The sequence below is a fragment of the Paraliomyxa miuraensis genome (assembly GCF_026337845.1).
In the GTDB taxonomy this organism is placed as follows: Bacteria; Myxococcota_A; Polyangia; order Nannocystales; family Nannocystaceae; genus Paraliomyxa; species Paraliomyxa miuraensis.
In genome coordinates, this window is sequence record NZ_JAOVZF010000163.1 from 772,497 (window position 1) to 799,017 (window position 26,521).

At 70.0% G+C, this 26,521-nt stretch carries 17 protein-coding genes; 11 read left to right on the plus strand and 6 right to left on the minus strand.

The features are described from left to right. Nucleotides 1-37: 37 nt before the first annotated feature. On the plus strand, nucleotides 38-3,118 hold the full coding sequence (locus OEB96_RS43135) for a hypothetical protein (RefSeq protein ID WP_266222811.1): 3,081 nt from the start codon (nucleotides 38-40) through the stop codon (nucleotides 3,116-3,118). A 57-nt stretch (nucleotides 3,119-3,175) separates the two neighbouring features. On the opposite strand, the gene OEB96_RS43140 is transcribed toward OEB96_RS43135, so the two are convergent. The 4 genes from OEB96_RS43140 to OEB96_RS43155 form a co-directional block, all read right to left on the minus strand. After that, nucleotides 3,176-4,699: a Fic family protein gene (locus OEB96_RS43140; RefSeq protein WP_266222812.1), complete on the minus strand. Its 1,524-nt coding sequence runs from the start codon at nucleotides 4,697-4,699 to the stop codon at nucleotides 3,176-3,178. Nucleotides 4,700-4,834: 135 nt separating this feature from the next. Then, the gene (locus OEB96_RS43145; RefSeq protein WP_266222813.1) at nucleotides 4,835-5,812 is read right to left on the minus strand and encodes a molecular chaperone TorD family protein; all 978 of its coding nucleotides are present in this window, start codon (nucleotides 5,810-5,812) and stop codon (nucleotides 4,835-4,837) included. Then, complete coding sequence (locus tag OEB96_RS43150; protein ID WP_266222814.1) at nucleotides 5,809-8,832, minus strand: molybdopterin-dependent oxidoreductase; 3,024 nt, start codon at nucleotides 8,830-8,832, stop codon at nucleotides 5,809-5,811. The genes OEB96_RS43145 and OEB96_RS43150 overlap by 4 nt, the downstream gene beginning before the upstream one ends. Continuing rightward, nucleotides 8,829-10,511 (minus strand): 4Fe-4S dicluster domain-containing protein, encoded by a 1,683-nt coding sequence (locus tag OEB96_RS43155; RefSeq protein ID WP_266222815.1) that lies wholly within the window; start codon nucleotides 10,509-10,511, stop codon nucleotides 8,829-8,831. Before OEB96_RS43155 ends, OEB96_RS43150 begins: the two co-directional genes overlap by 4 nt. Before the next feature lie 151 nt (nucleotides 10,512-10,662). Between OEB96_RS43155 and OEB96_RS43160 the strand changes: the two genes are divergently transcribed. Together OEB96_RS43160 and OEB96_RS43165 are read left to right on the plus strand one after the other, a co-directional pair. Further along, complete coding sequence (locus OEB96_RS43160) at nucleotides 10,663-12,390, plus strand: SulP family inorganic anion transporter (protein ID WP_266222816.1); 1,728 nt, start codon at nucleotides 10,663-10,665, stop codon at nucleotides 12,388-12,390. Nucleotides 12,391-12,542: 152 nt separating this feature from the next. Next, on the plus strand, nucleotides 12,543-13,508 hold the full coding sequence (locus tag OEB96_RS43165) for a WD40 repeat domain-containing protein (RefSeq protein WP_266222817.1): 966 nt from the start codon (nucleotides 12,543-12,545) through the stop codon (nucleotides 13,506-13,508). Between the two features lie 13 nt (nucleotides 13,509-13,521). Here OEB96_RS43165 and OEB96_RS43170 read toward each other — a convergent pair whose 3' ends face one another. Beyond that, nucleotides 13,522-14,610 (minus strand): sigma-54 interaction domain-containing protein, encoded by a 1,089-nt coding sequence (locus OEB96_RS43170; protein ID WP_266222818.1) that lies wholly within the window; start codon nucleotides 14,608-14,610, stop codon nucleotides 13,522-13,524. 155 nt (nucleotides 14,611-14,765) lie between these two features. On the opposite strand from OEB96_RS43170, the gene OEB96_RS43175 reads away from it, so the two are divergent. The 5 genes from OEB96_RS43175 (at nucleotide 14,766) to OEB96_RS43195 (ending at nucleotide 20,593) form a co-directional block, all read left to right on the plus strand. Further along, the gene (locus tag OEB96_RS43175; RefSeq protein ID WP_266222819.1) at nucleotides 14,766-15,749 is read left to right on the plus strand and encodes a hypothetical protein; all 984 of its coding nucleotides are present in this window, start codon (nucleotides 14,766-14,768) and stop codon (nucleotides 15,747-15,749) included. Further along, nucleotides 15,746-16,747 (plus strand): lysylphosphatidylglycerol synthase transmembrane domain-containing protein, encoded by a 1,002-nt coding sequence (locus OEB96_RS43180; protein ID WP_266222820.1) that lies wholly within the window; start codon nucleotides 15,746-15,748, stop codon nucleotides 16,745-16,747. The genes OEB96_RS43175 and OEB96_RS43180 overlap by 4 nt, the downstream gene beginning before the upstream one ends. 116 nt (nucleotides 16,748-16,863) lie before the next feature. Next, the gene (locus tag OEB96_RS43185; protein ID WP_266222821.1) at nucleotides 16,864-19,590 is read left to right on the plus strand and encodes a serine/threonine-protein kinase; all 2,727 of its coding nucleotides are present in this window, start codon (nucleotides 16,864-16,866) and stop codon (nucleotides 19,588-19,590) included. Nucleotides 19,591-19,724: 134 nt separating this feature from the next. Next, complete coding sequence (locus OEB96_RS43190; protein WP_266222822.1) at nucleotides 19,725-19,904, plus strand: hypothetical protein; 180 nt, start codon at nucleotides 19,725-19,727, stop codon at nucleotides 19,902-19,904. Nucleotides 19,905-19,981: 77 nt separating this feature from the next. Further along, complete coding sequence (locus tag OEB96_RS43195; protein ID WP_266222823.1) at nucleotides 19,982-20,593, plus strand: RNA polymerase sigma factor; 612 nt, start codon at nucleotides 19,982-19,984, stop codon at nucleotides 20,591-20,593. Between the two features lie 10 nt (nucleotides 20,594-20,603). Here the strand turns inward: OEB96_RS43195 and OEB96_RS43200 are convergent, their stop codons facing one another. After that, entirely contained in the window at nucleotides 20,604-22,544 is a 1,941-nt protein-coding gene (locus tag OEB96_RS43200; protein WP_266222824.1) for a DUF4215 domain-containing protein, read from the minus strand. Nucleotides 22,545-22,615: 71 nt separating this feature from the next. Here OEB96_RS43200 and OEB96_RS43205 point away from each other — a divergent pair, with 71 nt between their 5' ends. From OEB96_RS43205 to OEB96_RS43215, 3 genes are all read left to right on the plus strand, one after another. Beyond that, complete coding sequence (locus OEB96_RS43205; protein WP_266222825.1) at nucleotides 22,616-23,122, plus strand: DUF2505 domain-containing protein; 507 nt, start codon at nucleotides 22,616-22,618, stop codon at nucleotides 23,120-23,122. A 24-nt stretch (nucleotides 23,123-23,146) separates the two neighbouring features. Next, nucleotides 23,147-25,210 carry a hypothetical protein gene (locus OEB96_RS43210; RefSeq protein WP_266222826.1) on the plus strand — a complete coding sequence of 688 codons (2,064 nt, stop codon included), beginning with the start codon at nucleotides 23,147-23,149 and terminating at the stop codon, nucleotides 25,208-25,210. 183 nt (nucleotides 25,211-25,393) lie between these two features. Continuing rightward, nucleotides 25,394-26,521 (plus strand): VWA domain-containing protein (locus OEB96_RS43215; protein WP_266222827.1); only part of this gene is annotated, 1,128 nt, incomplete at its 3' end.

Consider the following 26,521-nt stretch of genomic DNA (forward strand, 5'->3'; position numbering starts at 1 on the left):
TTGCCGGCCCTCGCGGCCCATGACACCGTGGACCGGCATGAGACTCCGCGCTCGTTCGCTCCTGTCCACGCTCGGGCCCACGCTCGCGCTCGCCACCGCCTTCACCTCGGCCTGCAGCGAGGACGAGACCAAGGGCCCCAGCGGTGAGGGTCCCGGTGCAGCCGGCTCCAGCACGCCCGACGCCACCTCGACCAAGTCGAGCGCCGGGCTCCCCGACGAGGGTCCGCTGCCCACCCTGCGAACCGGCATGCGCGAGCCCGTGCGCCTCGATCCGGTGAAGGCCATGATCGTTCGCCAGGCCACCGAAGGCGGCGTGCACTACTTCGAGCTGACCCTACCCAGCACGGGCCAGCCCGGCGACGAGGTCCTGAGGGTCAACGTCGACGGCTCGGCCCACGCGGTCGCAGCCGTCGAGCGCAGCGGCGGGGAGACGATGCTGCTGGTGCGCGTGGTCGGCACGCCCACCGCTCCCACCACGCTGTCCGGCACCACCTTCCTCGCCGGCGATCGCCCCGAGGGCCACGTGTTCCTGGCGCTGCCGTTCACGGCCGACGAGCACGCCCCGAGCACCGGAGGCTCACCGCTGGCTGCACGCTGGGCCGCCGCGTTCGGCGAGGACCTGCGTGGCAACCGTCATCCGTGGTGGCTGCCCAGCACCTCGCACCCCTGGCGCGAGTTCGCAGCCGGCCGGGTGCAGGCCGTCATCGGTGGCTCGGGCCCGGGCGGCGAGATCGGCCTCGACTCCGGCGCTCGACCGCGGCGCACCGAGCTCTCCGAGCTGATGCACACCACCACCGCCGCCACCTCGATGCAGGAGGCGCTCCAGCACGACCGAGGGCTGCGGCTCCGCTTCGAGGCCGGGGCCGCCACCGTGCCGATCGCCGAGCTGAAGACACCCGAGCTCATCGAGCACCCATGGACCGAGATGATGGCCGCCTTGCCCGACCCCAAGGCCGCAGCTCCCGAGCCGCTCGCTCGAGCCACCCCGGCCGGATTCTGGTACGCCCGCTTCGACGACATCCGCCTGCTCTTGCGCGTGCTCGACGAGGCCGACGCATGGATCACCCCGGTGGCCCACATCATGGAGGAGCGCGCCGAGGTCCGCGACCTCGCACAGCGCTACCAGCGGCAGCTCGGCCTGCGCCGCACGGGGCTGGCCAAGGTGCTCGGCCACACCGTCATCGAGCGCGTGGCCCTGATGGGCAGCGACCCCTACCTGCGCGAGGGCAGCGATCTCACCTTCGTGTTCCAGCTCGAGAACCAGACCGTGTTCGACACCGAGCTGTCGCGGCACATGGACGAGCACCGCGCCGAGATCCCCGGGATCGTGCAGAGCACCATCACCCACGGGGAGCACACCATCACCGTGCATCGCGATCCCACGGGAGCGGTGCGCCAGCACCGGGCGCAGGCGGGCGACCTGGCCGTGGTCTCCAACAGCGAAGCCGCGATCCGGGCCGTGCTCGACGCGATCGATGGCAAGGCGCGGCGACTGAGCGACGACCAGGATCTCGCCTACATGCTCGCGCGCGACCCCGGCGAGCACGACGCGTTCGCGTTCCTCGGTGACCGCTTCATCGCGCAGGTGGTCGGCCCGCGACAGAAGGTGCTCGCCGCCCGGCGGCAGCAGGCCCTCGCCGAGCTGCTCACCCCCGGCTACGCCGCGCTGCTCCATGGCTGGCTCGAGGGCAAGGCACCCGCCGACACCGAGGCGATCATCGCGGCGGGCCTGCTCGATCGCGACGAGCTCGTGCACGGGGAGCGCGCCGGCGGCGAGCCCATCACGTTCGAACCCGGTGGCATCGCGCGTTCGGCCACCTGGGGCAGCCCCGACGCCCTCACGCCGCTGCTCGATCTGCCCGCCCCCACCCTGGTGACCGAGGCCGAGCGCAACGCCTACGATCAGTTCGCGCGCGGCTACCAGGACTACTGGCGGCAGTTCATCGATCCCATCGCGATCCGGCTCGATCTCGAGGACCAGGGCGAGGGCTCCGTCGCCACCATCGACGTGCGCGTGCTCCCGCTGATCTCCGGCACCGACTACGGCGACATCGAGGAGATCGTGGGCACCGAGCGGATCTCGGTGCCAGCGATCGACGACGGCCTGCAGGCGGTATGGGCGGTGGGCGCCGAGTCGGGCCTCCGCCGCGATCTCGACCGCGCCGCCAGCATGCTCACCGGCAAGGCCGACATCGGCCTGGGCTGGCTGGGCGACTGGGTGATGCTGGGCACGCTCGATCGCAAGCCGCTGGTCGACCTGCTCGTCGAGGTCGAGGAAGACATCCAGCTGCCGGCCACCGAGGTCGACCTCCGCAAGCGCGACCTCGAGCTGGCCAAGCGCGCGGGCAAGCTGCCGGTCTACGCCGCGGCGCACGTGCGCAACGCCGCCACGCTCGTCGGCACGCTCACCGCGATCCGAGCCGCCGTCAACGAGGTGGGACCGGGCATGGTGCAGTGGGGCGAGCACTCGCGCTACCGCGACCAGGCGATCGTACGCGTGGGGGTGGATCCCAAGGCGCCCGGCGAGGTCGGAGCGTTCGCCGAGGCGATCGCGCTCTACTACGTCCAGGCCGGCGAGGCGTTCGTGGTGGCGCTCGATCCCAAGATCCTCGAGGCACTCATCGATCGAGTCCTGGACGGAGGGGGCCCCACGCGAGGCGTGGAGGCCGGTCCCCAGTTCGTGATGGAGGCGCGGCTCACCGAGGAGCGCGCCGGCTGGACCGCGCTCGCGTGGGCGCTGCAGGGGCAAGCCAACCGCACCCAGGGGGCGGCTCGATCGGCGGCGGAGATCCTGCTGCGTGGAGATCCTTCGATCGGCACGCCCGAGCAGCTGATGGAGCGAGGGCGCGCGTACTTCGGGGCATATCCGGTGAGCGCCTCGGGGCGGTCCGACTTCGTGCTCACGCCGCACGGGGCCAGCGATCCGGTGCACGGCAGCGAGATCGCGCCCGCCTATCCCAAGCTGCCCGTGGAGCAATCGCCGATCGCCGTCTTGATGGCGCGGCTGACCGGGATGCGCGCCACGGTGGCGTTCGACCGCGAGCCCGCGAAGCTGGAGCCGCCCGCGCGAAGCCTGCACACCACGCTCCAGGTGCACCTGGGCGCCGCCAAGGACTGACCGCAGGCACCCGTGGCCGATCGAGGCCCCCCAGCCGCAGCCACGCCCACCCGCTGGTCACCGCGCCGGCTTCGGCGGAAGCCTCATGATCCTCAGATCGGTGTCATCGAACGCGTTGCAGGTCGTGAGCACCCGGATCAAGCGCTCGAGATCCTCGTAGTCGAGACGAGACGCGAGCTCCTGCGCTCGGTCCAGCATGCGCGGAACGACCGCGGGGTCACTGGAGCGAGACAGCCGCCGAAGCGCGCCCAGGTAGTCGGTTCGATACGACGTCACGATGAGGATCCGATCCTCCTCGGCCGAGGCGACCTCGGCGTTCATCATCGCACGGGCAAGCCGACCGTTGCCGTCGACGAACGGGTGCACCTCGGCGACCACGAACATCATGAACGTCGCTCGCTGGAAGGGAGTGTGCAGGGTCTTGAAGATCCGCAGCCCCTCGGCCAGCGTCCCACGCACGAGCTCCGGCGCCACGAACAGCGTGTTCCCGGCCTGGTTGGACACCTGCTTGAATGCGCCGGGTCGAGCCTCCGGACGCGCGCGCATGATGGTGTAGTGCCGGCGCTGGAGCACGTGCTCGAAGTCCTCGACTTCGTCGAACAACGACATCGAGACCCCCATCTCGGTCGGATCGACCAGCAGCTCGAAGGTCCCCGTGATGTCGTGCGCGTCCTGGGGGCGATTGTCGGGGACCTTGCCCTCGAACACGATGTCCTTGGCCTCCTCGAGCTCGAAGACCGTCCCCTCGATGTAATTCGAGAAGTAGGCATCGATGAAGGCCAAGTGCTGGGATTCGTGACGCAGCAGCGGCGCACGGGGGCGCCTGGTCTCTCCCCATCGCTCGAGCAGCTCCTCGGCCAGTCGCTGGAAGAGCACGACCCGATCGGGATCGTAGGGGCGCCCTCGCTGGCGAGCTACCGCCACGGGCGCGCTGACTCCCGAAGCCCTGGTACCCAGCATGGCACCGACGATCTCGTCGAGAGTAGCCAGCCCGGCGTCCATCCCGAGCACGGGCGCGAGCTCCCGCGCCTGGTCTCGCATGTCACCGAGCCAAGCCTCGCCTTTGAGCCGAAGGTCTCGCTCGAGCCGCTCTTCGATCTGCTCGCGACCCAGGGCTCGGCAAACACCCATGCTCCGACGGGTGTAGTCGAGGTTCTCGAGGTAGGCCCGAGCCGGTGATGACACGAAGAGATCCATCACCGGCATGTCACCGACCAGCGGCCCCTGACCTTGCTTGACCTTGAGGGTGAGCCCCGGCAGGTGAATGGTCTGGTTCTTCGGACCGGTGAGGAACAGGTGCCCCTGCGCCGCAATCATCTCCAGCGCCGTCCGATGAGAGAGAACGCAGCCCGGTGCTCGCAACGCAGCGATGGCGACGGCATACCCACGAACCAGCGCTTCGACCGGCGCACGCAGATCCGTGGCATAGAGACGCGGACCAACCTTGCGCAGCAAGCCTCGCTTGACGGCCTCGGAGATGTCCGCCGTGATCGTGTTGCTCGACAGGACCAGAGTCGGAAGCGACCCCACCCACTGCTCGAGGCTCTCGTCCTTGCCCCTCGGGCGCGTCTTCCCCGCCATCTCGACCTCGGCTCGTCGATTATTTTTCACGAAAAACTACTTGTTTTCTACATTTTCTCAGAAAATCGTCGTCTTTGCGATTTTCCCGAGTGATTCCCCGAAGATCCCCGTTGGCGAAGCCCGCCGGACCGGCGCTCAGGCCACCTGTGTGGCGGCATCGCGCAGCCGCGCCAGCATGCGCCGTGTGCTCGCCACCCGCTGACGCCATGCGGGCACGTGCACCCAGAGCCCCGGCTCGTGCTCCAGTCCCGCATGGATGTCGTCACGCGTAGCGAGCACACGGTCGAGCTCGTCGACCACGCGGGGAAGCTGCCGATACTCGGCGGCGCTTCGCAGGAGCCGCTCCAGCACGTCGACTCGCGACCCAAACCCCCCGGGCAGCTCGCAGCGCCGTGCGACCGCCTCGAGCTCGCGCCGCGACAGATGGATCCCACAGCGCGCCGGCCGGGTCAGCACCCGGGCCACCGTGCTCAAGCCGGTACGAGGGTCGTCGAGCACCGCCTCCGTGTCGCTCGCAGCGATCACGTCGTCGCTCACCCGCGGCAACCCCGGCAGCGTGGCGCGGTGCTGTGCCAGCACGCCGATCGCCATCTCGACCACTCGCGTCCACAGCGTGCTCGGCTGACCCGACAGCGCCGCATGCAGCGGCGGCATCCACGGCAGCAGCGCCTCGTCGAGCACGCGCTGCTGCCATCGCATCAGCGTGCGCACGTCGTCTTCGTCACCGAACGCCCGGGCCTGGCGCTCGGCCTCCACGAACACCGCCATGAGTCTCAGCCCCTGCCCGAGATGATCGGGGCTCGGATCGCCTTCGCACGCCGCTCCGACCACCGCGTGGGCCACCCGCACCACGTCGGCGGCCACGCCTTCACCCACGAGCCCGTCGTTCCCGAGGAATGCCCCGGCAAACGGAAACAGCTCGTGCCCGAACAGCGCATGGTGCTCGGCCGCGAGCGCATCGAGCTCGACGGGTTCGGGCAGCCGCTCCGCGAGCGCGGGCAGCCCCCGCACCCACGCCAGCCGGGCCTCGTCGAGACCCTCGAGCAGCAACGCCGACAGCAACGCATAGGCGCGCTGCCGGGCTTCCATCCTGGCATCCTCTTCGTCCCTCATCCCTCTGCTCCGTCGTCCTCGCGTGCAGGCGAGCGCCCAAACGGATGCCGTGGCAGCGCATAGGCGGCCCGTACCGGCTTGAGCGGCCGCTTGAGCCACAGCGGTCGCCGCGTACCGTCCGGGCTGTGATCCACCGCCGAGCGCGTGAGCGCGTGCCACTGGCGATACACCTCCATGGACTTGCTGGTGTCCACGAACACGTCGCCGTGCCGCTCGCTCGGCTTGGCCTTGCGCACGTCGATCGCCTTCTGCAGCCAGCAATGCGCCCCGCTCACGGGATCGGGATGCACCGCATGCGTGAGATTTTGGTGCACCCCCACGTCCTTCCACCAGATCCGGCTGGTGTCGGGATCGAACGTGGTCCACGCCTTGCCCCCTTGCAGGAGCCGCAGCCGATGCTCCTCCCCATCCTGCTCGAGCCGGGCCAGGGCGGTCATTCCCGGGTTGCCGCCCGCGCCGTCCTGCAGGCGCCAGCGACCGAGGTGATGGCTCATGGCCACGATTCCCGGCTTGATCCCCTCGGTCACCCACACCTTGTCGGTGAACCATCCGATCTCCGTCTGCACCGTGACCAGCTCGCCCGATCGCACGCCGATCCGCTCGGCGTCCTCCGGGTGGATCCACACCGGGTTGTTGTGGCTGATCTCGTAGAGCCACTTGGCATTGGCCGAGCGCGTGTGGATCAGCGTGGGTAGCCGAAAATTCGGCAGCAGGATCATGTTGCCCCGGCTGCGATCGATCTCGGCGGGGCTCACGTGGCTGGGCAACGGCCACGGGATCACGTAGTCGCGCTCGTTCCATCCCCACTGCGCCAGCGTGGTGCTGAAGAACTCGAGCCTGCGGCTGGGGGTGCCAAAGCCTTCCTTCGCCCGACCATCGACCATCACCCCAACGACGCTGCCGCCTCGAACCACGCGGCCCTGCTCGTCGACCTCGGTCCCGGCGGCGTCCACCGTGTTCTCGTAGGGCACGTAGTCGTCGCGCGACACCTCGAAACAGCCGTACTTGCGCATGTACTGCAACGGGGTGAGGCCCTCGGCCTTGGCCGCCTCGGGCAATCCGGGCACGGAGTGCTCGAAGATCCACCCCCAGTATTCGTCCTGGCTCACCAGCTCACCGGGACGATCGGGGCTCTCGAACCACTGCCGTACCCCCAGCGACCCGTCGGGATCCATGCGCCCCGATACCTCCACCCAGAACTCGGCCTCCTCCCACACCTGCCCCGGGTTGGCCTCGTAGGTGAAGCGCACCTTCTTGCCGGCCCGCTCCATCGCCACTCGCCGCACTGGCTGGCGAAAGCCGATCCACTGGCTCGCGTGGGTCTCCTGGCTCATCACGTCGTGGCGCTCGCCTGCGTGCCCCATGGGCAGCACGTAGTCGGCAAACCATGCCGTCTCGTTCCAGGTGGGCGTGAGCGCCACGTGCAGGCCGATCTTCTCGTGATCGCGCAGCGCCTGCAGCCACATGAACCCGTCGGGGTTGATCCACATGGGGTTGTAGACCCGCGTGAAGTACACGTCGATGGTGCCCCGTCCCTCGGCCAGGAAGTGCGGGAGCAGGAAGCTCATCTCGAAGTGCGCCAGCGGCCACTCGTGCGGCAGGTGCAGCTCGTTCCACGCATCGAAGGCAGGAGGCTGCTCGTAGGGCTTGGGGACGAACTTGTTCCAGTTGTTGAAGGCGGTGCCGCCTCGCGTACCCACCGATCCGGTGAGCACGTTGAGCAAGAACAAGCACCGCGCCACCTGCCAGCCGCCGAGGTTGCCGATCGACGCGGCGCGCCAGTTGTGCGCGGCCAGGCGCGGGCCGGCCTCTTCGACCGCGGCGGCCATGGCCTCGATGCGATCGATGGGCACCTGCGCCTCGGCGGCCGCACGCTCGAACGTGAACTCGCCGTAGAGCCGCAGGAGGCAGCGCTCGAAGTCCTCGAACGTCCCCTCGCCCACCGGCAGCGGCGGCATCCCGGGCACGCCGGGCGCCTGGGCCAGGAATTCCTCCCAGTTCACCCAGCGGCGCACGAACTCGCGGTCGTAGGTGCGGCGCATGATCAGGTGCCGCGCCACCGCCAGCAGCACGAACGGCTCCGAGCCCGGCCAGGTGGGCAGCCACACGTCGGCCCGCGACGCGGTGTTGGACAGCCGCGGATCCATCACGATGAGCTTGGCCCCGTCGAGCTTGCCCTCGATGATCCGCTGGGCGTGCGGGTTGAAGTAGTGCCCGGTCTCGAGATGGCTCGAGATCAGCAGGATGGTTCGCGCATGTGCATAGTCGGGGCTGGGCCGATCGCCGCCCCCCCACAGCGCATAGCCCAACCGAGCCGCCGCCGAGCAGATGTTGGTGTGGCTGTTGTGTCCGTCGACGCCCCAGGCCGTGATGCAGCGGTTGGTGTAGTGGTCCTCGCCGGGGCGGCCCACGTGGTACATGATGCCGTCGCGCCGCTTCTGGCGGCTGGCCCGCATCTTGGCGCCGATGTCCTGCAGCGCTTCGTCCCAGCTCACCCGCTTCCACTTGCCTTCGCCACGCTCGCCCACGCGCCGCAGCGGGTAGAGGATCCGCTCGGGATCGTAGGTCTGGTTGTGGGTCGCGGGACCCTTGGCGCAGTTGCGGCCGCGGCTTCCGGGGTGCGCGGGGTTGCCCTCGAACTTGCGGATCTCGTGGGTCTGCCGATCGACGTACGCCAGCAGGCCGCAGGCGCTCTCGCAGTTGAAGCAGATCGTGGGCACCAGGGTGTAGCGCCGCGGCACCTTGCGCGGCCACGCCTTGCTGTCCCACTCGACCCAGTCGTCCCAGACCTCGGGCGGCGGATAGCGGGTCATGCGGCCGTCGGGATGACGCACCTCCGTGAGCGGCACGGGCTCGCGATCGGCCTGGGCGTAGCTGGGCAGCGCCTGGCCCGCCACGTTGGTCGGGCCGTCGCCAGAGCCCTCCCCAGAACCCTCCATGGCACCGCGCGCGGGCTCGTCGGGCCGCAGGCGCAAGAGCGAGCCCAGGAAGTCGGAGACGCGTGAGGCGAAGTCGCTCATGAGTTCGGGATCTCCTGCGGGGCCATCACGAAGGCGTGCTCGTAGTAATAGAGGCCAATCCCCGCCAGCAGGGCCCCGACTCCCCCGAGCGCGGCCGACCCCGACAGCAGCAACGCCAGCGGCAGCACGTGCCCGACCACCACGCTGCCCCACCAAAAGCGCTTGGCGTAGCGCCCGTGGCCGATCTCGTGCGCGGCCCGGGCCGCGATCTCGCTGGCGTGGGGGATTCCCAGCTCGCCGGCGAGCGTCACGAACAGGTCGACCACCAGCATCGCTCCGAACAGCGGCCGCACCACCGCGACCAGATCGCCCGGCAGCTCGCCGACCGCGTGCAGCAACAGCAGCGACCCGGCCCCCATCGCCAGCGCCTGCACCAGCAGGTGGAACGGCAACAGCGGGCTCTGCCACAGATCACGCCCCTCCGCTTGAGCGAACAGGAACGCGGTGTAGACGGCCGCGCCCAGGGCCAGCGGCACGGTCGTCCACAGCATCAGCTGCCGCAGGAGCTCCGGCATGCGAAACGGCCCCATGCCCACCGACGAAGCCGCTTCGAGCGTCCACCACAGCCCCGCCACCGTGGTGAAGCCGATGAGCAGGAAGGCCCCGCGCGTCAGCCAGCTCTTCCACTGCGGTCGCAGCAGGATCGAGAGGAAGCGCTCGGGTCGCTCGAGGTCGTAGACCAGCAGCGCGGTGGTCACCAGCGTGAACAGCAGCGCCATCAGGCCACCGCCGAGCATGGTGCCCGAGTCGAAGCGAAACAGGTGCAGGCCCCAGCCCAGCGCGAGCACGAGGAAGATCCCCGTGCCGATGCCCTTGGTGACCAGATAGGCGGGCACCGGCCAGTGCCACGGCACCTGGTGCTGGGCATTCCAAGCGAGCTGGACCATGTGCTCGGCCATTCCTCGCGTGGGTCGTCCGCCCGTACGGATGGGTCCGGACCGGGGCACCCCCTGCGTCGCCGGCGTGCGGATCGCCGCTCCCGAGGGTGCGGTGGAGGCGGGAGCATTGGGCGCCGCGGTGGGCAGGGGCGCCCGGCCGCGCTCGGCGGCCGCTCCAGTGCCCTGCTCGGTCACCACGTCGGAGAACATCATCCCCTGGCGCGGCCCCTCGGCGAACACGGTGGGGTGCAGCGCCACGTCGTCGCCCTCGATGTAGAGCACCTTGGGCGCGGTGCCCTGCTCGGGCTTGCGCACCGTCGTCTTCGCGCTCTGCACCAGCCTGGCGATCTCCGACATCGGATCGTCGAGGTCACCGGCCACGATCGCATGGGTCGGGCACACCACGGCGCAGGCCGGCTCGAGCCCCACCTCCACGCGATGCGAGCAGTAGTGGCACTTGGCCGCCGTGTGGGACTCGGGATCGATGTAGATCGCGTCGTAGGGACAGGCCTGCATGCACGCCTTGCATCCGATGCAGGCGTCCTTGTCGAACTCCACGATGCCATCGGTGCGCTGGTACATCGCCGTGACGGGGCAGATGCGCACGCACGGCGGGTTCTCGCAATGGTTGCAGCGCGTGACCTGGAAGCTGCGGCGCACGTCGGGATACACCCCGCGCTCCACGTACTTCACCCAGGTGCGATGCACCCCCAGCGGCACCTCGTTCTCGCTCTTGCAGGCGGTCGAGCAGGCGTGACACCCGATGCACTTGCGGTTGTCGATGACGAAGCCGTAGTTCATGCGTGCACCCCAGTTCCGCGCCCAGATGCCCCGGACGTGCTCCACATAGCAATCACCATGCCAGCGGCAAGGTCCGCGATCGACGCGGAATGCCGGCAAGCACCCGGGGAGCTGACGATGGCCCAATCCTTGCGTACGTTCGGGCCTCCTCGTGTCGCTGCGCTCGCTGCTGCCCTTGCCCCCATGGGCTCCCTACTCCGCCAAGGACCTGCCGGCCGACCTCTCGGCCGCGCTGGCCGTGTGCTTCCTGGGAGTGCCACAGGGTCTGGCCTACGCCACGATCGCCGGCCTGCCTCCGGTGATGGGCCTCTACGCTTCGGCGGTCCCCACCATCGTGGGCGCGCTGTTTCGCAGCTCGAGTCACGTGGTCGCGGGCCCCACCAATGCGCTGAGCCTGCTGGTGGGCGCCGCGGTGGCGATGGGACTCGGCGGCGATCCCGTGTCCGTCGTGATGACCCTGGCCCTGATGGTGGGCATGCTGCAGGTGGCCGCCGGTCTCCTGCGGCTCGGCACGGTGGTCGACTACATCTCGGGCCCCGTCGTGCTGGGCTACATCACCGGGGCTGGCGTGCTCATCGGAGCGGGGCAGCTCTACAACGTCACGGCCACCACGGGTCCGCGCGGCTCGCTGCTCACCACCGTCACCGGCTGGCTGCCCACGGTGAGCGAGGCCTCGAGCATCGCGGTGGCGGTGAGCCTGGGCACCGTGGCGCTGATGACGACGCTGCGCATCGTCGGCAAGCGGCTGCGGCGGCGAATCCCCTCGGCGATCGTGGTCCTGGTGGTCGCGTTGGCCGTCAACCTGGTCTTCGGCCTCGAGCAGCACGGCCTGCAGGTGATCGCCGATCTCTCCCCGATCCCCGCCGGCCTGCCCGCTCCTCGCCTGCCGAGCCTGGCCGAGGTGGGCAGCCTGCTGCCCGTCGCCGTGGCCTGCACGGTGCTGTCGCTGGTGGAGTCGAGCGCCCTGGCCCGCTCCATCGCCTCGCGCACCGGCCAGCGACTCGATGCCTCCACCGAATTCGTGGGACAGGGGCTGGCCAACGTGGCGGCCGGGTTCTTTGGCGGCTACCCGGTCAGCGGCAGCCTGTCCCGCTCGGTCCTCAACGAGCGCAGCGGCGCGCGCAGTCGCGTGGCCGGGATGCTCACCGGCACGATGATGATCGGGGTGCTCCTCGCATTCGGGCCCGCGCTCGGTCACACGCCGATCGCCAGCCTCGCCGGGCTGTTGCTCGTGGTCGCGTGGGATCTGGTCGACGTCCCCCGCATCACGCGTACCCTCCGGGCCTCGCGCTCGGACGCGGTGGCGTTCGTGGTCACGGTGGCCGGCACCTGGACCCTCGCCCTCGACACCGCGATCTATCTCGGCGTGGGCGTCAGCGTGATCGCGTTCTTGCGGCGCGCGCGGGTGATGGTGGTCCGCGAGATCATCCTCGACGATCGCAGCCGCTGGCAGGAGCGCCACCTCGGCGACGAGGACGACGGCGGGCGCTTGCCGGGCCTGCGGATCCTCCAGGCCGAGGGGCCGCTGTTCTTCGGCGCTGCGGGCGAGCTGATGACCACCCTCGAGGAGGTCCTGCGCGAGCCCGACGTGCGGGTGCTCGTGCTGCGACTGAAGCGAGCGCAGGGCATGGATGCCACGGTGGCCGGCGCGCTGGCCGAGCTGGCGCTCCTGGCCGAGCAACAGGGGCGGCGGCTGATGCTGGTGGGGCTCGACGAGCGCAAGCAGCAGGTGTTGCGGCGCTCGAGCGCAGCCAAGGCGTTCGTGCCCGAGCACCTGATTCCGGTGATGGGGGCGCGGTTCGAGGCGCTCGAGCTGGCGGTGGAGCGAGCGCGAGCATGGGCCGAGGCCAACCCCGACGGCGTGCGCACGGCGGAGTGAGCGGACGAGCCTCGTTGCAGGCGATGCTACCGCGTTTCAACGCGGTGCAACAGCCTGCAACGAGCCAATCCCAGCCCAACGGGCCCGGCGCGCGCCCGGGCACGCCGAGCAAACGAGCCCAGTCGCCCTGCTACTCTCATGCGATCCACCTCATGGCCAAGCCCCCCAAGGTCGAGATCCGAGCGCGTATCGAGAGCCCCTGGAAGATCCACTCCATCGCCGTGAACGACGACGGATGCGTGCTGATGGGACACGAGGTCGACGCTCCGGGACCGAGGTCGGCCCACGCCGTATCGCTCATGCGGGGAGGCAAGCAGCGGTGGTCGACGCCCGCCGACTGGCCGTACGCGGTCGCCATTGCCAATGATGGTGCGTGCTACTACGCCGTTCGAAACTGGCCCGACGGTGGAGCGCACGGAGGGAGCACCCTCCACGCGCTGTCGTTCGAGGATGGCACCGAGCGCGCCCGGACCGAGCTCCCCTTCGACCAGGTGAGCTCGATCGCGCTGTCGCCCGACGGCTCCTCGCTCGCGACCGTTGGCGATCACAAGGACCAGGCGCCTCGACTGTTCGCGACCAACGATCTGGCCGCTCCTCCGCGCAAGGCAATGAAGGCCAACAAGGGCGGCAAGATGGAGCAGCTGCTGTGGTCCGTCGACGGGCGCTGGCTCGGGAGCATCGCGCGCAAGCGAAACCCCAAGCCCGCGATGACGATCGCCGTACGCGAGCCCTCGGCCCGAGCGGCGCTCTGGCACGGGGTTGCCGACAACGCGATCGCGTGCCCCGACGATCACATCCTGACGTTCACGCGCGGCGCGACCGTGGAGCTGTGGTCGATCCACCAGGAGCAGCCGCTGCGCTCGGTCACGATCGATCAGATCCGGAGCGTCACCCACAACCTCGCGTTGCTCGGTGGCGGAACCCATGTGGCGATCGGATGCTTCGAGTCCATCATGGTGCTGTCGCTGCCCACCCTCGCCATCACGGGAACGTTCTGGGTCGACCAGACGAGCCCGAGGCTCGATGCCTCGCAAAATGGCAAGCACCTGCTCGTCCGTGACTCCCGCACCGATACGAGCGCCGCGCTGGTGAGCACCGACCAGCTCCTGGGCGCCTGAGAGCCTCGCTCGCTCACTCGTTGAGCTTGAGCTCCCGCATCCGCCTCCACAGCGTGGTGCGGCTGATGCCCAGCATCTCGGCCGCCTGGCTCTTCTGGCCGCCGGCCAGTCGCAGGGCCTCGCGGATCCGCTGACGCTCTTCTTCGTCGGGATCGCGAGCGCTCTTCTTGATGTGGGGCGGCAGCTCGCCGCGCAGCTCGGGCGGGACCTCGTGGGCGCGCAGCACCGGGCCCTCGCCCACGGCGAACGCATACTCGATCACGTTGCGAAGCTCGCGGACGTTGCCGGGCCACGGGTAGCCCATGAGCATGTCGTACACGTCATCGGCGATCGCCTCCACGTGGCGTCCACCGTGGCCTGCGGCCTGCCCCTCCGAACGTCGGTTGAGCTCGTCGATGAACGACCACGTGAGCGCCTCGACGTCGCCCGTGCGCTCGACCAGCGGCGGGATGAAGATCGGCACCACGCGAATGCGATACATCAGATCCTCGCGAAAGCGCCGGGCTTCGACCTCCTCGCGCAGCGACTTGTGGGTGGCGGTGACCAGCCGAATGTCGACGCTCTTGGGATCGGTCCCGCCCACGGGGACGAAGTTGCGCTCTTGCAATACGCGCAGCAGACGAGCCTGGATGTCGAGCCCGAGCTCGGCCACCTCGTCGAGGAACACCGTGCCGGTGTCGGCCACGGCGAACAGCCCACGGCGATCGGAGACCGCCCCGGTGAACGACCCTCGCAGGTGACCGAACAGGGTCGACGCCGCCAGCTCGGGGGTGAGGGTGGCGCAGTTGACGGCCTTGAACGGCTTGTCGGCCCGGGGGCTGAGCGCGTGGATCGCCTGAGCGGCGAGCTCCTTGCCCGTACCCGTCTCACCGCGCAGCAGCACCGAGGCCTCCGTGCGCGCGACCCGACCGAGCAGCTCGAACAGCGCCTGCATCTGCGGCGATACCGTGAGCATCCCCTGGAAGTCGATCGGGTGCAGATCGGGGCGGCGGCGATCGAAGGAGGCGCTCACCATGAGCACGTCATGCAACGGACGATGGATCGGCGCAAGCGCCTCGGCGATGTCGAGCGCCCCGTCGCCGTCGAAATCGGCCAGCACCACCCCGCGAAGCTCACCCCAAGCCTGCGATCGTCGAGTGCTCCGACCGCGTGCCCCCGCTCGATGCCAACGAGTGCACGCCGCAGGGCCCCTCAATCACCCGGGGACCCATGACCCGCGTGGGGCTGCGGCCAATGGGGGTATGCTCCTCCCGCGTCATGCCCGCTCGGCTCCGCGCCCATCCCATCGCGGCGGCAGATCCAACCCGCGCCGCTCAGCAGGTCGCCTCGGCCGTGCTCGCCGATGCACCACGTGGCCGTCCGCTGGTGCTGGCCGTCGTACGCTGGGGAGCGCACCCGGGGCTTCATCCCTCGCCCTGGTGCCTCGATGGCGTGGTGCATGCGATCGAGGAGGCGGGGCTGCAAGCCGGGGCGGTGCAGCGCGGCGACCGTGGCGCGACCGATCCCCTCGCGGTCCAGCTCGCCACCCGCCGCATCTCGCCCCTCGACGAGGACGGCCCCTCGGTCACCGTCTGCCTGCCCGGCTCGCGCCACGGGGTCCGAGTGCCGCGAGCGCTGGTGGGCCACAGCCTCTGCCTGGTGGTGCCCTGCGTCCATCACCAGCGCACGTCCGAGCGGGGGCCCTCGTGGCGCGGGCCCATTGGCGCCGGATTGGTGTCGTTGACCTCGAGCTGGGGAGCCAGCCCGACCCGCAGCGCGGTGGAGCGAGCGGCACGTTGCGCGTCCGAGGTGTTCGCCCACGTGAGCGTGGTGATCGACGCCGGCTGGTGGGCCTTCCTGTCCTCGCGCGAGGAGGCCTCGCCGTTGCTGCTCACACCCGAACGCATGCTGGGACTGCGGCTCGCCTCGCCGATCACGGGTTCGAACGCCATCGACCCTCGGCACGCAGACGCGTGGCTGGGCCTGCAGCTCGGCCTGCCGATGCGGCGTCGCCCCGCCGAGAGCCCCACCGTGCTGGGACCCGCCGCCCACACACCATGGCCCAAGCTCCCCCGTCCTGCGCTGCGAGGGCCGAACCGGGCCCGGGAGGGCTTCGCCGCGCTGTGGCGCCCGACCGAACCCTCCCGGTCGCGTCGCGTCGCGCTGCCCCCCGCCGTGCCCGGCTCGCTCGCGCACTTGTGGGACGAATACCGGGCGTCGCAGCCAGCCACCACCGAAGGCCGTCGAGGGCGACCGGGGTGAGCACGCTGCTCCGACGCACGCTCTATGCCCTCGCGGCCGGCATCCTCCTCTACGTGGCCGCCGTCGTGTACTTCGACGTGGAGCCGCTGCGCCAGACCCTGATCGGCTATCCCTGGGAGCTGTTCGTCGCTGCCCTGGGGCTGTCGATCGGCAACTACCTGCTGCGGTTCGCCAAGTGGGAGCTCTCGCTCTCGTGGCTGCACGTGCGCGAGCAGGCGCCACGGCTCACGCGCGGCCGCTCGCTGCTGGTGTACCTGGCCGGCCTGTCGATGTCGGTCACCCCGGGGAAGGTCGGCGAGGTGCTGCGCAGCATGCTGCTGCGGGCCAGCGATGGCGTACCGTTCACCCGCACCGCGCCGGTCGTGGTGGCCGACCGCCTCACCGACCTGATCGCACTGGTGCTGCTGGCCGCCGTGGGCGTGGCCGAGCGCCCCGAGTACGTGCCGGTGCTCGTGGTGACCGTGGTGCTGGTCGTCGTGGGCGCGGTGGTGCTGGGCTCGCCCCGCCTGCTGGGCGGCGTGCTCGACGGCCTCGCTCGCGTGCCTCGCCTCGCCGGACTCGTCGCCAAGGCACGGCCCCTCGTCGACAGCAGCGCCACCCTCATCAAGCCTGGCCCGCTTGGGTGGCTCACCGTGCTGAGCGTGGCGGGCTGGGGCCTCGAGTGCGTGGGCTTTTGGCTGCTGGTCAACGGCTTTTCGGGCGTCGAGGCCTCGCTTCGCACGTGCGCGCTGCTGTGGTCGGCGGGCACGCTGGTGGGCGCGCTGAGCTTCCTGCCCGGAGGGCTGGGCGCCACCGAGGGCAGCCTGGTCGTGGCCACCACGCGTCTGGTGAGCGGTGCGACCCAGCCGGTCGCGCTGGCCGCCGCGTTGCTGGGTCGCACCGCCACGCTGTGGTTCGGCGAGCTGGTCGGTGGGATCGCGCTAGCCTCGTTCCTCCGCAATCCCACCGTGCGTCGCCGTGCCCTGGAGACGCCCAACGCCGAGTACGCCGCCGATTGACCCTCATGGCCGTCCCACGTGCGGGATCTCGCGAGCGCTGACACCGCAAACGCCTCGAGGGCCGTAGGCATCGCGGGTCACGGCGCCACTTGGGGGGTATCCCTTCGAGAGCCTCGATGACCACGCCTTCGTTCGATCTTCGATCCCATCGGCCTGCCATCGAGGCGGATCGGATCGACGACCTTCGGCGCCGGCTGTTCGGCGGCGCGTCGTCGCGGCCGCAGGTCCCCGGCTACACGATCGAAGAGGAGCTGGGCAGCGGAGCATTCGGGAGGGTCTATCTGGCGTTCGATCCTCGCTTCCAGCGGAGGGTCGCGCTCAAGGTGATCGCGGTCGACTCGCCCAACGCTCGGGTCCGCATCGAGCGAGAGGCGCATGCCCTGGCCCGGCTCTCGCACCCCAACGTGGTGCAGGTCTACGACAAGGGGCCGGCCGGAGCCCACGGCTACTTCCTGGCCCTCGAGTACGTCGACGGTCCCGACCTCCAGCAATGGCTCGAGCAGGCACCCCGCAGCCTGTCCGCGATCCTCACCAAGTTCCTCGAGGTCGCCGAGGGCCTCTCGGCGGCCCACCGCGCGGGGCTGGTGCACCGTGACCTCAAGCCGGCCAACGTGATCGTGGGCTCCGATGGCCGCGTTCGATTGCTCGACTTCGGCCTCGCACGCGCCGACGAGACCAGCCTCACCAGCACCAGCGGAACCGACGTCCTCGGCGGTCGCCCGCTCCCGACGCCTTCGGTCGACGACCCCTCGCAGTCGATCGAGGGCGACCCCATCGCCCTGCACGAGAGCGACCTGGCGCGGCCGATCACGGCGCGCGGCCGCTTCGTGGGCACGCCATCCTACGCCGCGCCCGAGCAGCACCTCGGCACCGCGGATGCTCGCAGCGATCAATACGGCTTCTGCGTGGCGCTGTTCGAGGCCGTCTACGGACGTCGCCCCCCGGCCATGAGGCGAGGCGCCCACCACGACAAGCCGCTGCACGCCGTACCGATCGACTTCAACCCGGGCAAGCGCCGCATACCGCGGTGGCTGGTCGCGCTCCTTCGCCAGGGCCTGGCGTTCGACCCCAACGAGCGCCACCCCGACATGGCCACGATCGGCCGTGAGCTTCGCCATCGGCTCAGCACACGGCCGGCCCGCGTTCGCGGGGCGTGGCTGGCCGCTGGCACCGCCGCAGCCACCGCGATGTTGATGACGGTGTCGGGCGCGATCCAGGCCGAGGCGGTGCAAGCCTGTCGCCAAGACCGCCAGGGTTGGCCCACCGCGTGGGTCGAGCATCGCACCGCGATACGGACCGAGCTACCCGAGCTCGGCAATCAGCTCGACGACTGGTCCACGCACTGGTCGTCCACACGACAGAGTACCTGCCACGAACCCGAGCCCGAGCGAAGCTCCGAGCTCGACGCATGCCTCGATGCAGGCGCCACCGGACTGGGCCACCTGGTGCGCTGGCTGGGGACCGCCGACCGCAGCACCTGGCAAGCGCTGCGCGAGCACCCGGGCCCCAGCCCGCTCGCAGGCCTCGTCGAGACCCTCCCCGACCCGATCCGCTGCGCCACGGGCTCCGAACCTCGAACCACTCCGGCCGCTCGCGCGGCCTGGGATCACCTCCTCGCCGCCCGCATGGAGCTCGCTGCGGGGCACGGCCCCGACGCGGAGCGCGAGGCCACGCTCGCCACCGAGCAGGCGCGTGCTCTCGGTGACCGAGGCCTGCGAGCGGCGGCCGAGCACACGCTGCTGCTGGCCGGCGCCTCACGCAAGGAGCCCCGCGAAGCGATCGCAATCCTGCCGCTCTTGGTACGCGCGCTCGAGGCGGGCGAACGCACGCTCGCCGCCGACATCGCCGCCTCCTCGTTGACCCTCCACGCCATGGGGCGGCTGAGCTCCAGCCCGGTCACCCCATCGACCGAGCAGAGTGAACGGCTCGCGTCCGAGCTGGCCGCGCTCCGCACCGCCGCACTGGCCACGACCCCCGACCCCGCCGAAGATCCAGCCGTCGCCGGCTGGCTGCGCACCGCCGAGGGCAACGCGCGACTGCTCCTGGGTGACGCGGCAGGTGCTCAGGCCCTGTATCGCGAAGCCGCCAGCCTGCTCCGTCAGGCTTCCCCTCAGGTCTCTCCCGCCATCGTCGCGCTGGTCGATCTCCAGGAGGCGATCGCAATCTCGGCGCAGAAGCCCTACGCCCGCGCCGCAATCCCGCGTGCTGCGCGTGCCGTTGCCGAGCGCGAGGCGGTCCTCGGCTCGACCCATCCGGCGATTGCGCACGAGCGACACATCCTCGGTGAGATCTCCATGCGCGCCGACGACATCGAGGGCGCGCTACGCCACTACACCGACGCCGCGCAGCGCTTCGAGGCGCTGGAGATGACCGAGGATCAGGCTTTCTCGCAGGCGGAGATCGTCCACGCCCATCGGCTCGCCGCTCGGCGGGCACGCCACGAAGCCCAGGATCTCGGCAGTAGCGGCGCCGATCCCACCGAGGCCTGGGCAGAGTTCGAGCGCCGCCGTCACCTCGCGCTGCGCGAGACCCTGGTGCTCGAGCGCCTCGCCATGGCGTTGCTCGCCGACGAATCCATCGTGCCGGCGCGAGCGAGCGAGCGAGCCCGCATGTGGGTCCTGGCCGTGGCGAGCTACGCCTATCACCCCAGCTGCTGGGACCCGATGTTGAAGGCAGCCGAGCGCCTCGAGAGGGTCTGCGAGCACCTCGATGGAGCGGACCCCTCGTGCCTCGAGGGCCAACGTCTGCGGCAGCGCCTGCTCGAGCAAGGCAAGTCCGCCCCCGCCACCAACGAGGGCTGCGTCCCCAAGCTCGACGGCGCCGACGCGCCGAGCGGACACTGAGCGAATTTTCAGAGCAAGAAAAAGAGTGCCGACCTCGTGAAATAATGTCAGGCCAGCACTCCACTCTTCTCGCGTCTGCTTCGCGTCCTCGGACGCTTCACCCCCAACCAACCCCCAGCCCCCAAAGGCCCCCCGTGACCCCCAATCACAGCGCCTCCCTCACCAAGCTCGTCCTTGCTCCCCCCACCGATGACTCCACCAGGGATGATGATGGAGACCACGACGTCATCGACGACGACATCGGCGATCTGCTGCCTCCTCCCAAGCCATCCACCACCGACGACCCGGATCCGGCCCTGGCCGCGACCGGTTGAAGACCGAGGGCGAGGGGCGGCATGATGTCGCCCCTCGCGGCTCTCCCGCGGCAGCCCCCCCAAGAGCCCGGGCCAGGATGGACGAACGAGAGCTCTTCGAGCGCCACGCCGAGCGCGTGATGCAGTTCTTCGTGAACAAGGTGCGGCGTCCCTCCGACGCCAGCGACCTGGCACAGGAGACCTTCGTACGCTGCTTCGAACGCCTGCGCCGCGGCGACGTCGACCACCCGCGTGCGTTCCTGTTCGGCGTGGCCAACTTCGTGCTGCGCGAGTACTGGTCGGCCAAGGGCCGTCGCCAGGACGACGTGGAGGTCGGCAATCTCTCGGTGGCCGAGCTCGGCGCGCCCCCCAACACCACCCTCGGCTCGCTCGTCGCCCGCAAGCAGGGTCAGCTGCGCATGCTCGAGGCAATGCGGCAGCTGCGGCTCGACTACCAGAACGTGCTCGAGCTGCGCTACTGGCACGATCTCAAGTACGACGAGATCGCCGAGGTCCTCGGGCAGAACGAGAAGACCATCGGCGTGTGGCTGCGCCGCGCCAAGGACGACCTGCGCCGGATCCTCGAGGGCACCGCGGGGCCACGGCAAGCGCGAGACGAGCCGTTCGAACCTCGTGCCCTCGATCGCTGGTTGCGCGAGGCCGGCGATACCGCTGCCGCCAGCATCGCCGACACCGGCCCCGGCTCCTGACTCGCTCCGCTCACCACCCCGAGCGACGCCGCCGACGGCCCCGCCAGCCCAGCATGAGCAGGCCCAGCCCGCTCCATGGCGCCGGTCCCCGCCCATCGGCTCGGCACGAGCACCCATCCACCGGATCGATGGCCCCGCCCGTCTCCGTCTCCCCACCCGAGCTGTCGTCGTTGGCCGCGCTGGCACTCACCGTCACCGGCCCCGAGCCCGGCCCCGCTCCGGTACCGCTCCCGCCGCCTCCGGTGCCCGTGTCGTCGAGCCCGGTGTCGCCGGCCGTGGCGTCTCCTCCCGTGCTTCCCGACGCCGGCAGGGTGCAGTCGGTCAGGCACCCGTCGTCGTCCTCGGTGTTGCCGTCGTCGCACTCCTCCACCCCGTCCTGCACGAAGCCGTCGCCGCACGTCGCCGCCGCGCACGTGCCGGGGCAGTCGTCGGTGTCGTCGTCGTTGCCGTCGTCGCAATCCTCCACTCCGGCCTGCACGAAGCCATCGCCGCACGTCGCCGCCGCGCACGTACCGGGGCAGTCGTCGGTGTCGTCGTCGTTGCCGTCGTCGCAATCCTCCACCCCGGCCTGCACGAAGCCATCGCCGCACGTCGCCGCCAGGCAGGTGCCCGGGCAGTCGTCGGTGTCGTCGCCGTTGGCGTCGTCGCAATCCTCGAATGGATCGACCACCCCGTTGCCGCAGCACGACACCGGGATCTCCACCATCGCCTCGCGCTGCGACATGCCGTCGTCGAGCACGAGCTCCACGTAGACGAACGGCGTGTTCCCCATGGCCCGCGTGGGAGTGGGTGTGTTGAGCGCGAGATCGGTGATCGTGAAGTCGCCCGCCCCGTCGCCGTCCACGTCGAGCTCGTCGTCGAACGTGGTGAACACCACCTGGGTCGTGCCCACGATGTCGGCCGCGCTGCACGCGAAGAACACCGTCTCGTGGGTGCCGGTCGGAGTCACGTAGGCCCAGCCGTAGGCCGCCTGATCGAAGTCGCTCAGCGCGACGAAGCGCATGGTCGCCGGACCCAGCAGCGGCACCCCCGCCAGCACGTCGCCCTCTCGCACCACGATCGTGGCGTCGTAGGCCATGAACTCGTCGGTCTCCGTCACGCCGTCGGTGTCACCGGTGAACAGGTAGTGGCCGTTGGCGTTGATCGCCACGATGTCGAAGTTGTCCCAGTTGTCGAAGGTGCCGTTGGGATCGAGCTCGCGAGCCACGATCGCACCGTCGACCCAGACGAAGTCATCCGAGGCGATGTCGCCCGTCGCGTTGAGCATCTGGATCCCGTGGGCGCCGTCCTCCGAGAGCATGTACTCGAGCTCGATCCCGAACGCGTCGAGCGTCAGCCCGCCCACCATGTCGCCGGACGCGAGCAGCAGCTCGGTCGACGCCGGGGTGCCGTCGAGGGTGCGGTAGAACGCCCGCGCGTCCGTGTTCATGTCGCCCGAGGTGTCGATGCCCGCGACCCAGTAGATCGCACCGTCCGCGTTCATGGAGGGGCTCGCATGGAACGTGTAGGTCGCCCCCATGGGGAACCCCACCGCCGGCTGCCCCACCACCGCGAGCACGCCCGCGTCGGTGTAGACGCCGTCGAGCCCGTCCACGTCGGGGGCATAGACGAAGTGCCCTGCGCCGTCGGTGTCCATGGTCTGCTCGATCGCATCGAGCGTGGCCATCGCATCGTCGCTGCCCAGCCACACCGATGCATTGCCCACGAACACGTAGTGGTCACCGTCGTCGAGGTTGCCCACGAACGCCACCTCGCCCGCTGCGTTGACGAACGGGTGCCCCACGTCGGTCACCATGGTCCCCCCGATGGGGTCACCCGACTGGAGCACGATCCGCCCCGGCACCACGGCTGCGGACGCGGGGCCGGCCACGAGCAGCACTGCAGCCGAGATCAGGAGGGGAGCACGCAGCACGCGGCCCGAGTGATGACGCAAGCAAGCCCAGTCTGGCATGGGGTCGACGATACACCCTCTGGACCCAGGGGGTTGTGAGCGGCGGCGGAAGCTGCGAGCGTTGCCGCGCCATGGAGTACCGCATCGAGGACGACTTCGACGTCTCGGCCGAACGCTACTGGGAGATCTTCTTCTCCGACGACTACAACGAAGGGCTGTGGCCCGCGCTCGACATCAAGCGGGAGCTGCTGAAGTTCGATCGCCAGGGTGAAGGCGCAGCGCTCCGCATCCACCGGGAGCAGCGACTCACCCCGCAGCGCGAGGTCCCGGCATTCGTCAAGAAGCTCGTCTCCGGCGCGATCACCTACGTCGAGAAGAACGAGTTCGTGGCCGCGGACAGTGTGATGAAGACGATCACGATCCCGGGCTTTGCGGCCGACCGCATCACCACCACCGGGACCTACCGGCTCGTGCCGAAGGGACCGGGCCGCTGCTCGCGCGTGTGGGAGGGCGTGTGCGAGTGCCGGATCCCACTGCTGGGCGGCAAGGTCGAGAAGCACCTCATCGACGAGGTGCGCGAGTCCTACCGGCGAGCCACCGTGTTCACCCGCACGTGGATCGCCGAGCACCCCGCCTAGCATGCGCCCTGGTATGCTCTCCCCATGGCTTCGACATCGTGCGATGCGCTCGTGGGGTCCTCGCGACCGTGGGTCCTCGTCTCGTTGCTCGCCCTGGGAGGCCCGTCCGGCTGCGGTGACGACACCAGCGTGACCGACGAGGGCACGAGCAGCAGCGACGGGAGCACCACCGAGCCGCAGACCAGCAGCGTCGACTCGACCGGGGAGGGCTCCACCAGCGAGGGCTCCACCGGCGAGCCCGAGGTCGAGGCGTGCGAGGGCCTGACGCACATGCTCTACGACCCGGTCGCGGGCAAGGTCGACGCCTACCCCGACGACTTCTACACGGTCGCCGCCGACACCCCCACCGGGCTCCGCGTGGACCTGCGGCTGGGCGAGAACGTGACGCTGACCGGCACCGTGGAGACCTTCTTCCGCGTGTTCGAGGGCGCGTCCACCCTCGACGGCTTTGGCACCACCGCGGGGATCTACCTCCAGTTCGACGCGCCCATCGACGGAGCCACGCTGCCGACGTCCGGCGAGGGCAGCGGATCGGCCGACGCTTCGATCGTGCTGATGCGGCTGGACGTCGATCCCCCCGTGCCCGTGGACTTCGAATGGGAGCTCGTGGCCGAGGATCCCGGCGAGGCCATCACGACGCTCGTGCTGCAACCGCTGGTACCACTGGCCTCCCAGGCCCGCTACGGCGTTGCCGTCAAGAGCACGGTGCTCGACGCGGAGGGAGGCTGCGTGGCGCCGTCGGAGCCCACGAGCACCCTGCTGGCCGGTACCGCCGCTCCCGAGCTCGACGTGGCGGCGGCGGGCGTCGCCGACGTGGTCGCCGCGCTGCAGGCCCTCGGCGGCATCGAGAGCGAGCTCGAGCTCGCGGGTGCCTTCGCCTTCACCACCCAGCACACGGTCGACGACTCGGCCGTGATCGCCGAGCAGATCCGGGCCGCGGCGCCGCCGACCTATCAGCCCACGAGCCCATGCACCGACGTCGACCCCACGGCCCCGTACCTGCAGTGCGAGGGCACGTTCACCGCCGACGACTACACCGTCGGCGACGTCGTCGACGACTCGCTCACGCCCCAGGGGCAGTACGAGATCCCCATCGTCGTCTACCTCCCCAAGGGCGGCACCGCACCCTACCCCGCGCTGATCTACGGCCACGGCCTGAGCGGCGATCGCTTCCAGGCCAGCGGCCTGGCCGAGTTCGCCGCACTCGACGGGATCGCGGTGGTCGCCATCGATGCACCCCGGCACGGTGATCATCCCGATGCTCCCGCGTTCAACGCGGTGCTCGAGTTCTTCGGGCTGTCGCTGAACCTCGCCGATCCTCTCGATCCGCTGGTGCTGCGCGACAACTTCCGCCGGGCCGGCTACGACAAGCTCCAGCTCACCCAGATGCTGCTGGCCGGGGTGGACCTGTCGGGAGGCCCCGAGCCCGAGCTCGACCCCGCCTCGGTGCACTACCTCGGAGTCAGCCTCGGCGGGCTGATGGGCCCGCAGCTCGCCGCGTTCGCGCCCGAGCTCGGCACCACCACCTTCATCGTGCCCGGCGCTCGCGTCACCGGCATCGTGGCCGAGGGCGAGCAGTTCTCCGCCGTCATCGGCATCTTCGCCGGCATGGCCACCGACGGCGAGCTCGCGCGCTTCTTTCCGCTGCTGCAGGGGGTGATCGATCGAGGCGACCCGGGAACCTTCGCGCCGTGGGTGACCACGCGTCGGCCGGGCTTCGACGACGCCTCTCCGCAGGTCCTCGTGCAGATGGTGCTCGACGACGACACGGTCCCCAACTCGGCCAACGCCTACTTCGCCCGTGCGATCGGCGTCCCCCATCTGGGGGAGGTCGTCTTCCCGATCGGCGTGGTCGAGCTCGAGCCCAACCTGCCGATCTCGGGCAACCTCGACGCTGCCCACACCGGAGGTTCGTTCCAGTACGACGTGATCCTGGGCGCCGACGGCATGAGCACCGAGCCCGCCACCCACGGCAACGTGGCGAGATCGAGCCTCGCTCAGCTACAGATCCGGACGTTCTTGCAGACCTTCTTGCAGACCGGCGTCTCGGAGATCCTCGATCCCTACGCAGAACTCGGGGTTCGCTGACGCAGCGCGGCAACGAAGCGGCCGAGGCCGCCTTCGTCGCACCATGCATGGATTTCACAGCGAGGAAGCGTTTGCACAGCTGGCTCGTGATCGCCCCCGAGCGTCCTCAAACGGCTCACAGGGCCCACGAGCGGGCGTCTTGGGGTATGCTGGTCGACGGCGATGGCACGGTTGGATCGTTCGATGAAGGGGTCGCGGCGCGGCCGTTCGTGGTTGGGTGCATGGTCGGGCGCGTGGCTGGGTTGGCTGGCGCTGACGGTGCTGGTGGTGCTGGGCAGCGCCCGACCGGGTGAGGCGAGGCTGCGACCGTACTACGTGCTGCACACGGCGACGGAGGCGGCGGCGGTCAAGCCTCGCATCCTGTTCGTGCTCGACACGTCGGGGTCGATGGGCAACCAGTCCAAGCAGGGGCTGACCGAGTGCGCGTGGGAGGAGTGCGAGAACCCGGCGCTGTACGGGTCGCTGCAGGAGAGCCGCATCGGTGCGGCCCGGCGGGTGATCCACGAGGTCGTCGAGTCCACCCAGAACGACGCCAAGTTCGGCCTGATGACGTTCGTGCAGAACGGCGAGCACAAGTACAACAGCACTCCTCCCAAGTGCACCGAGGGAGGGATCAACCAGCGCTTCTTCTGGGTGACGCACCACTTCTACACCAACAGCCCGCTGGAGATCACCCGCGACGGTCACGTGGGCGTGTGGCGGCTGTGCCAGGGCAACAACATCCGCCCGTTCGCGTACCTGCGCTGGGACGACCTGGGGGTGGGCTCGGTGATCACGAGCAACGACGAGACGGGCGACGTGCCGCCGTCGCCACTCATCAGCAAGGCCCAGGCCGACGTCACCAACATGGCCAATGCCAACCGCAAGGTGCAGTGGTTCCACAAGTTCGTGGGGGTGCGGTTCCAGCCCAACGCCACCACCGACCCCGACCAGGAGATCATGCACCTGTCGGTGGGCGACTACGGCGACACCGACCCGGAGAAGCTGGCCGACGTGTGGGGCCACGACTTCTACTACTGGCCCTACGTCGACGGGTTCCCCGGCTACGCCAACATGCGCATCGAGCCGGAGAACACGGGCCCCAGCCCCAACCTCGCGGGCATCGCGGCCAAGCAGACGTCGGGGCAGTCGGGCAAGCTGTTCGCGCCGTTCTACATCGACCTGAGCGGCACGGCGATCGTCCCCGACACGGACACGCCGTCCAGCCGGGAGCAGGCCCACGAGCGAGTGCTGCAGCACACCGCGCCGATCATCGAGGGTGGCGTGGACGCGGCGGGCTTGACCCCGTGGTACAGCACGATCGGCGCGATC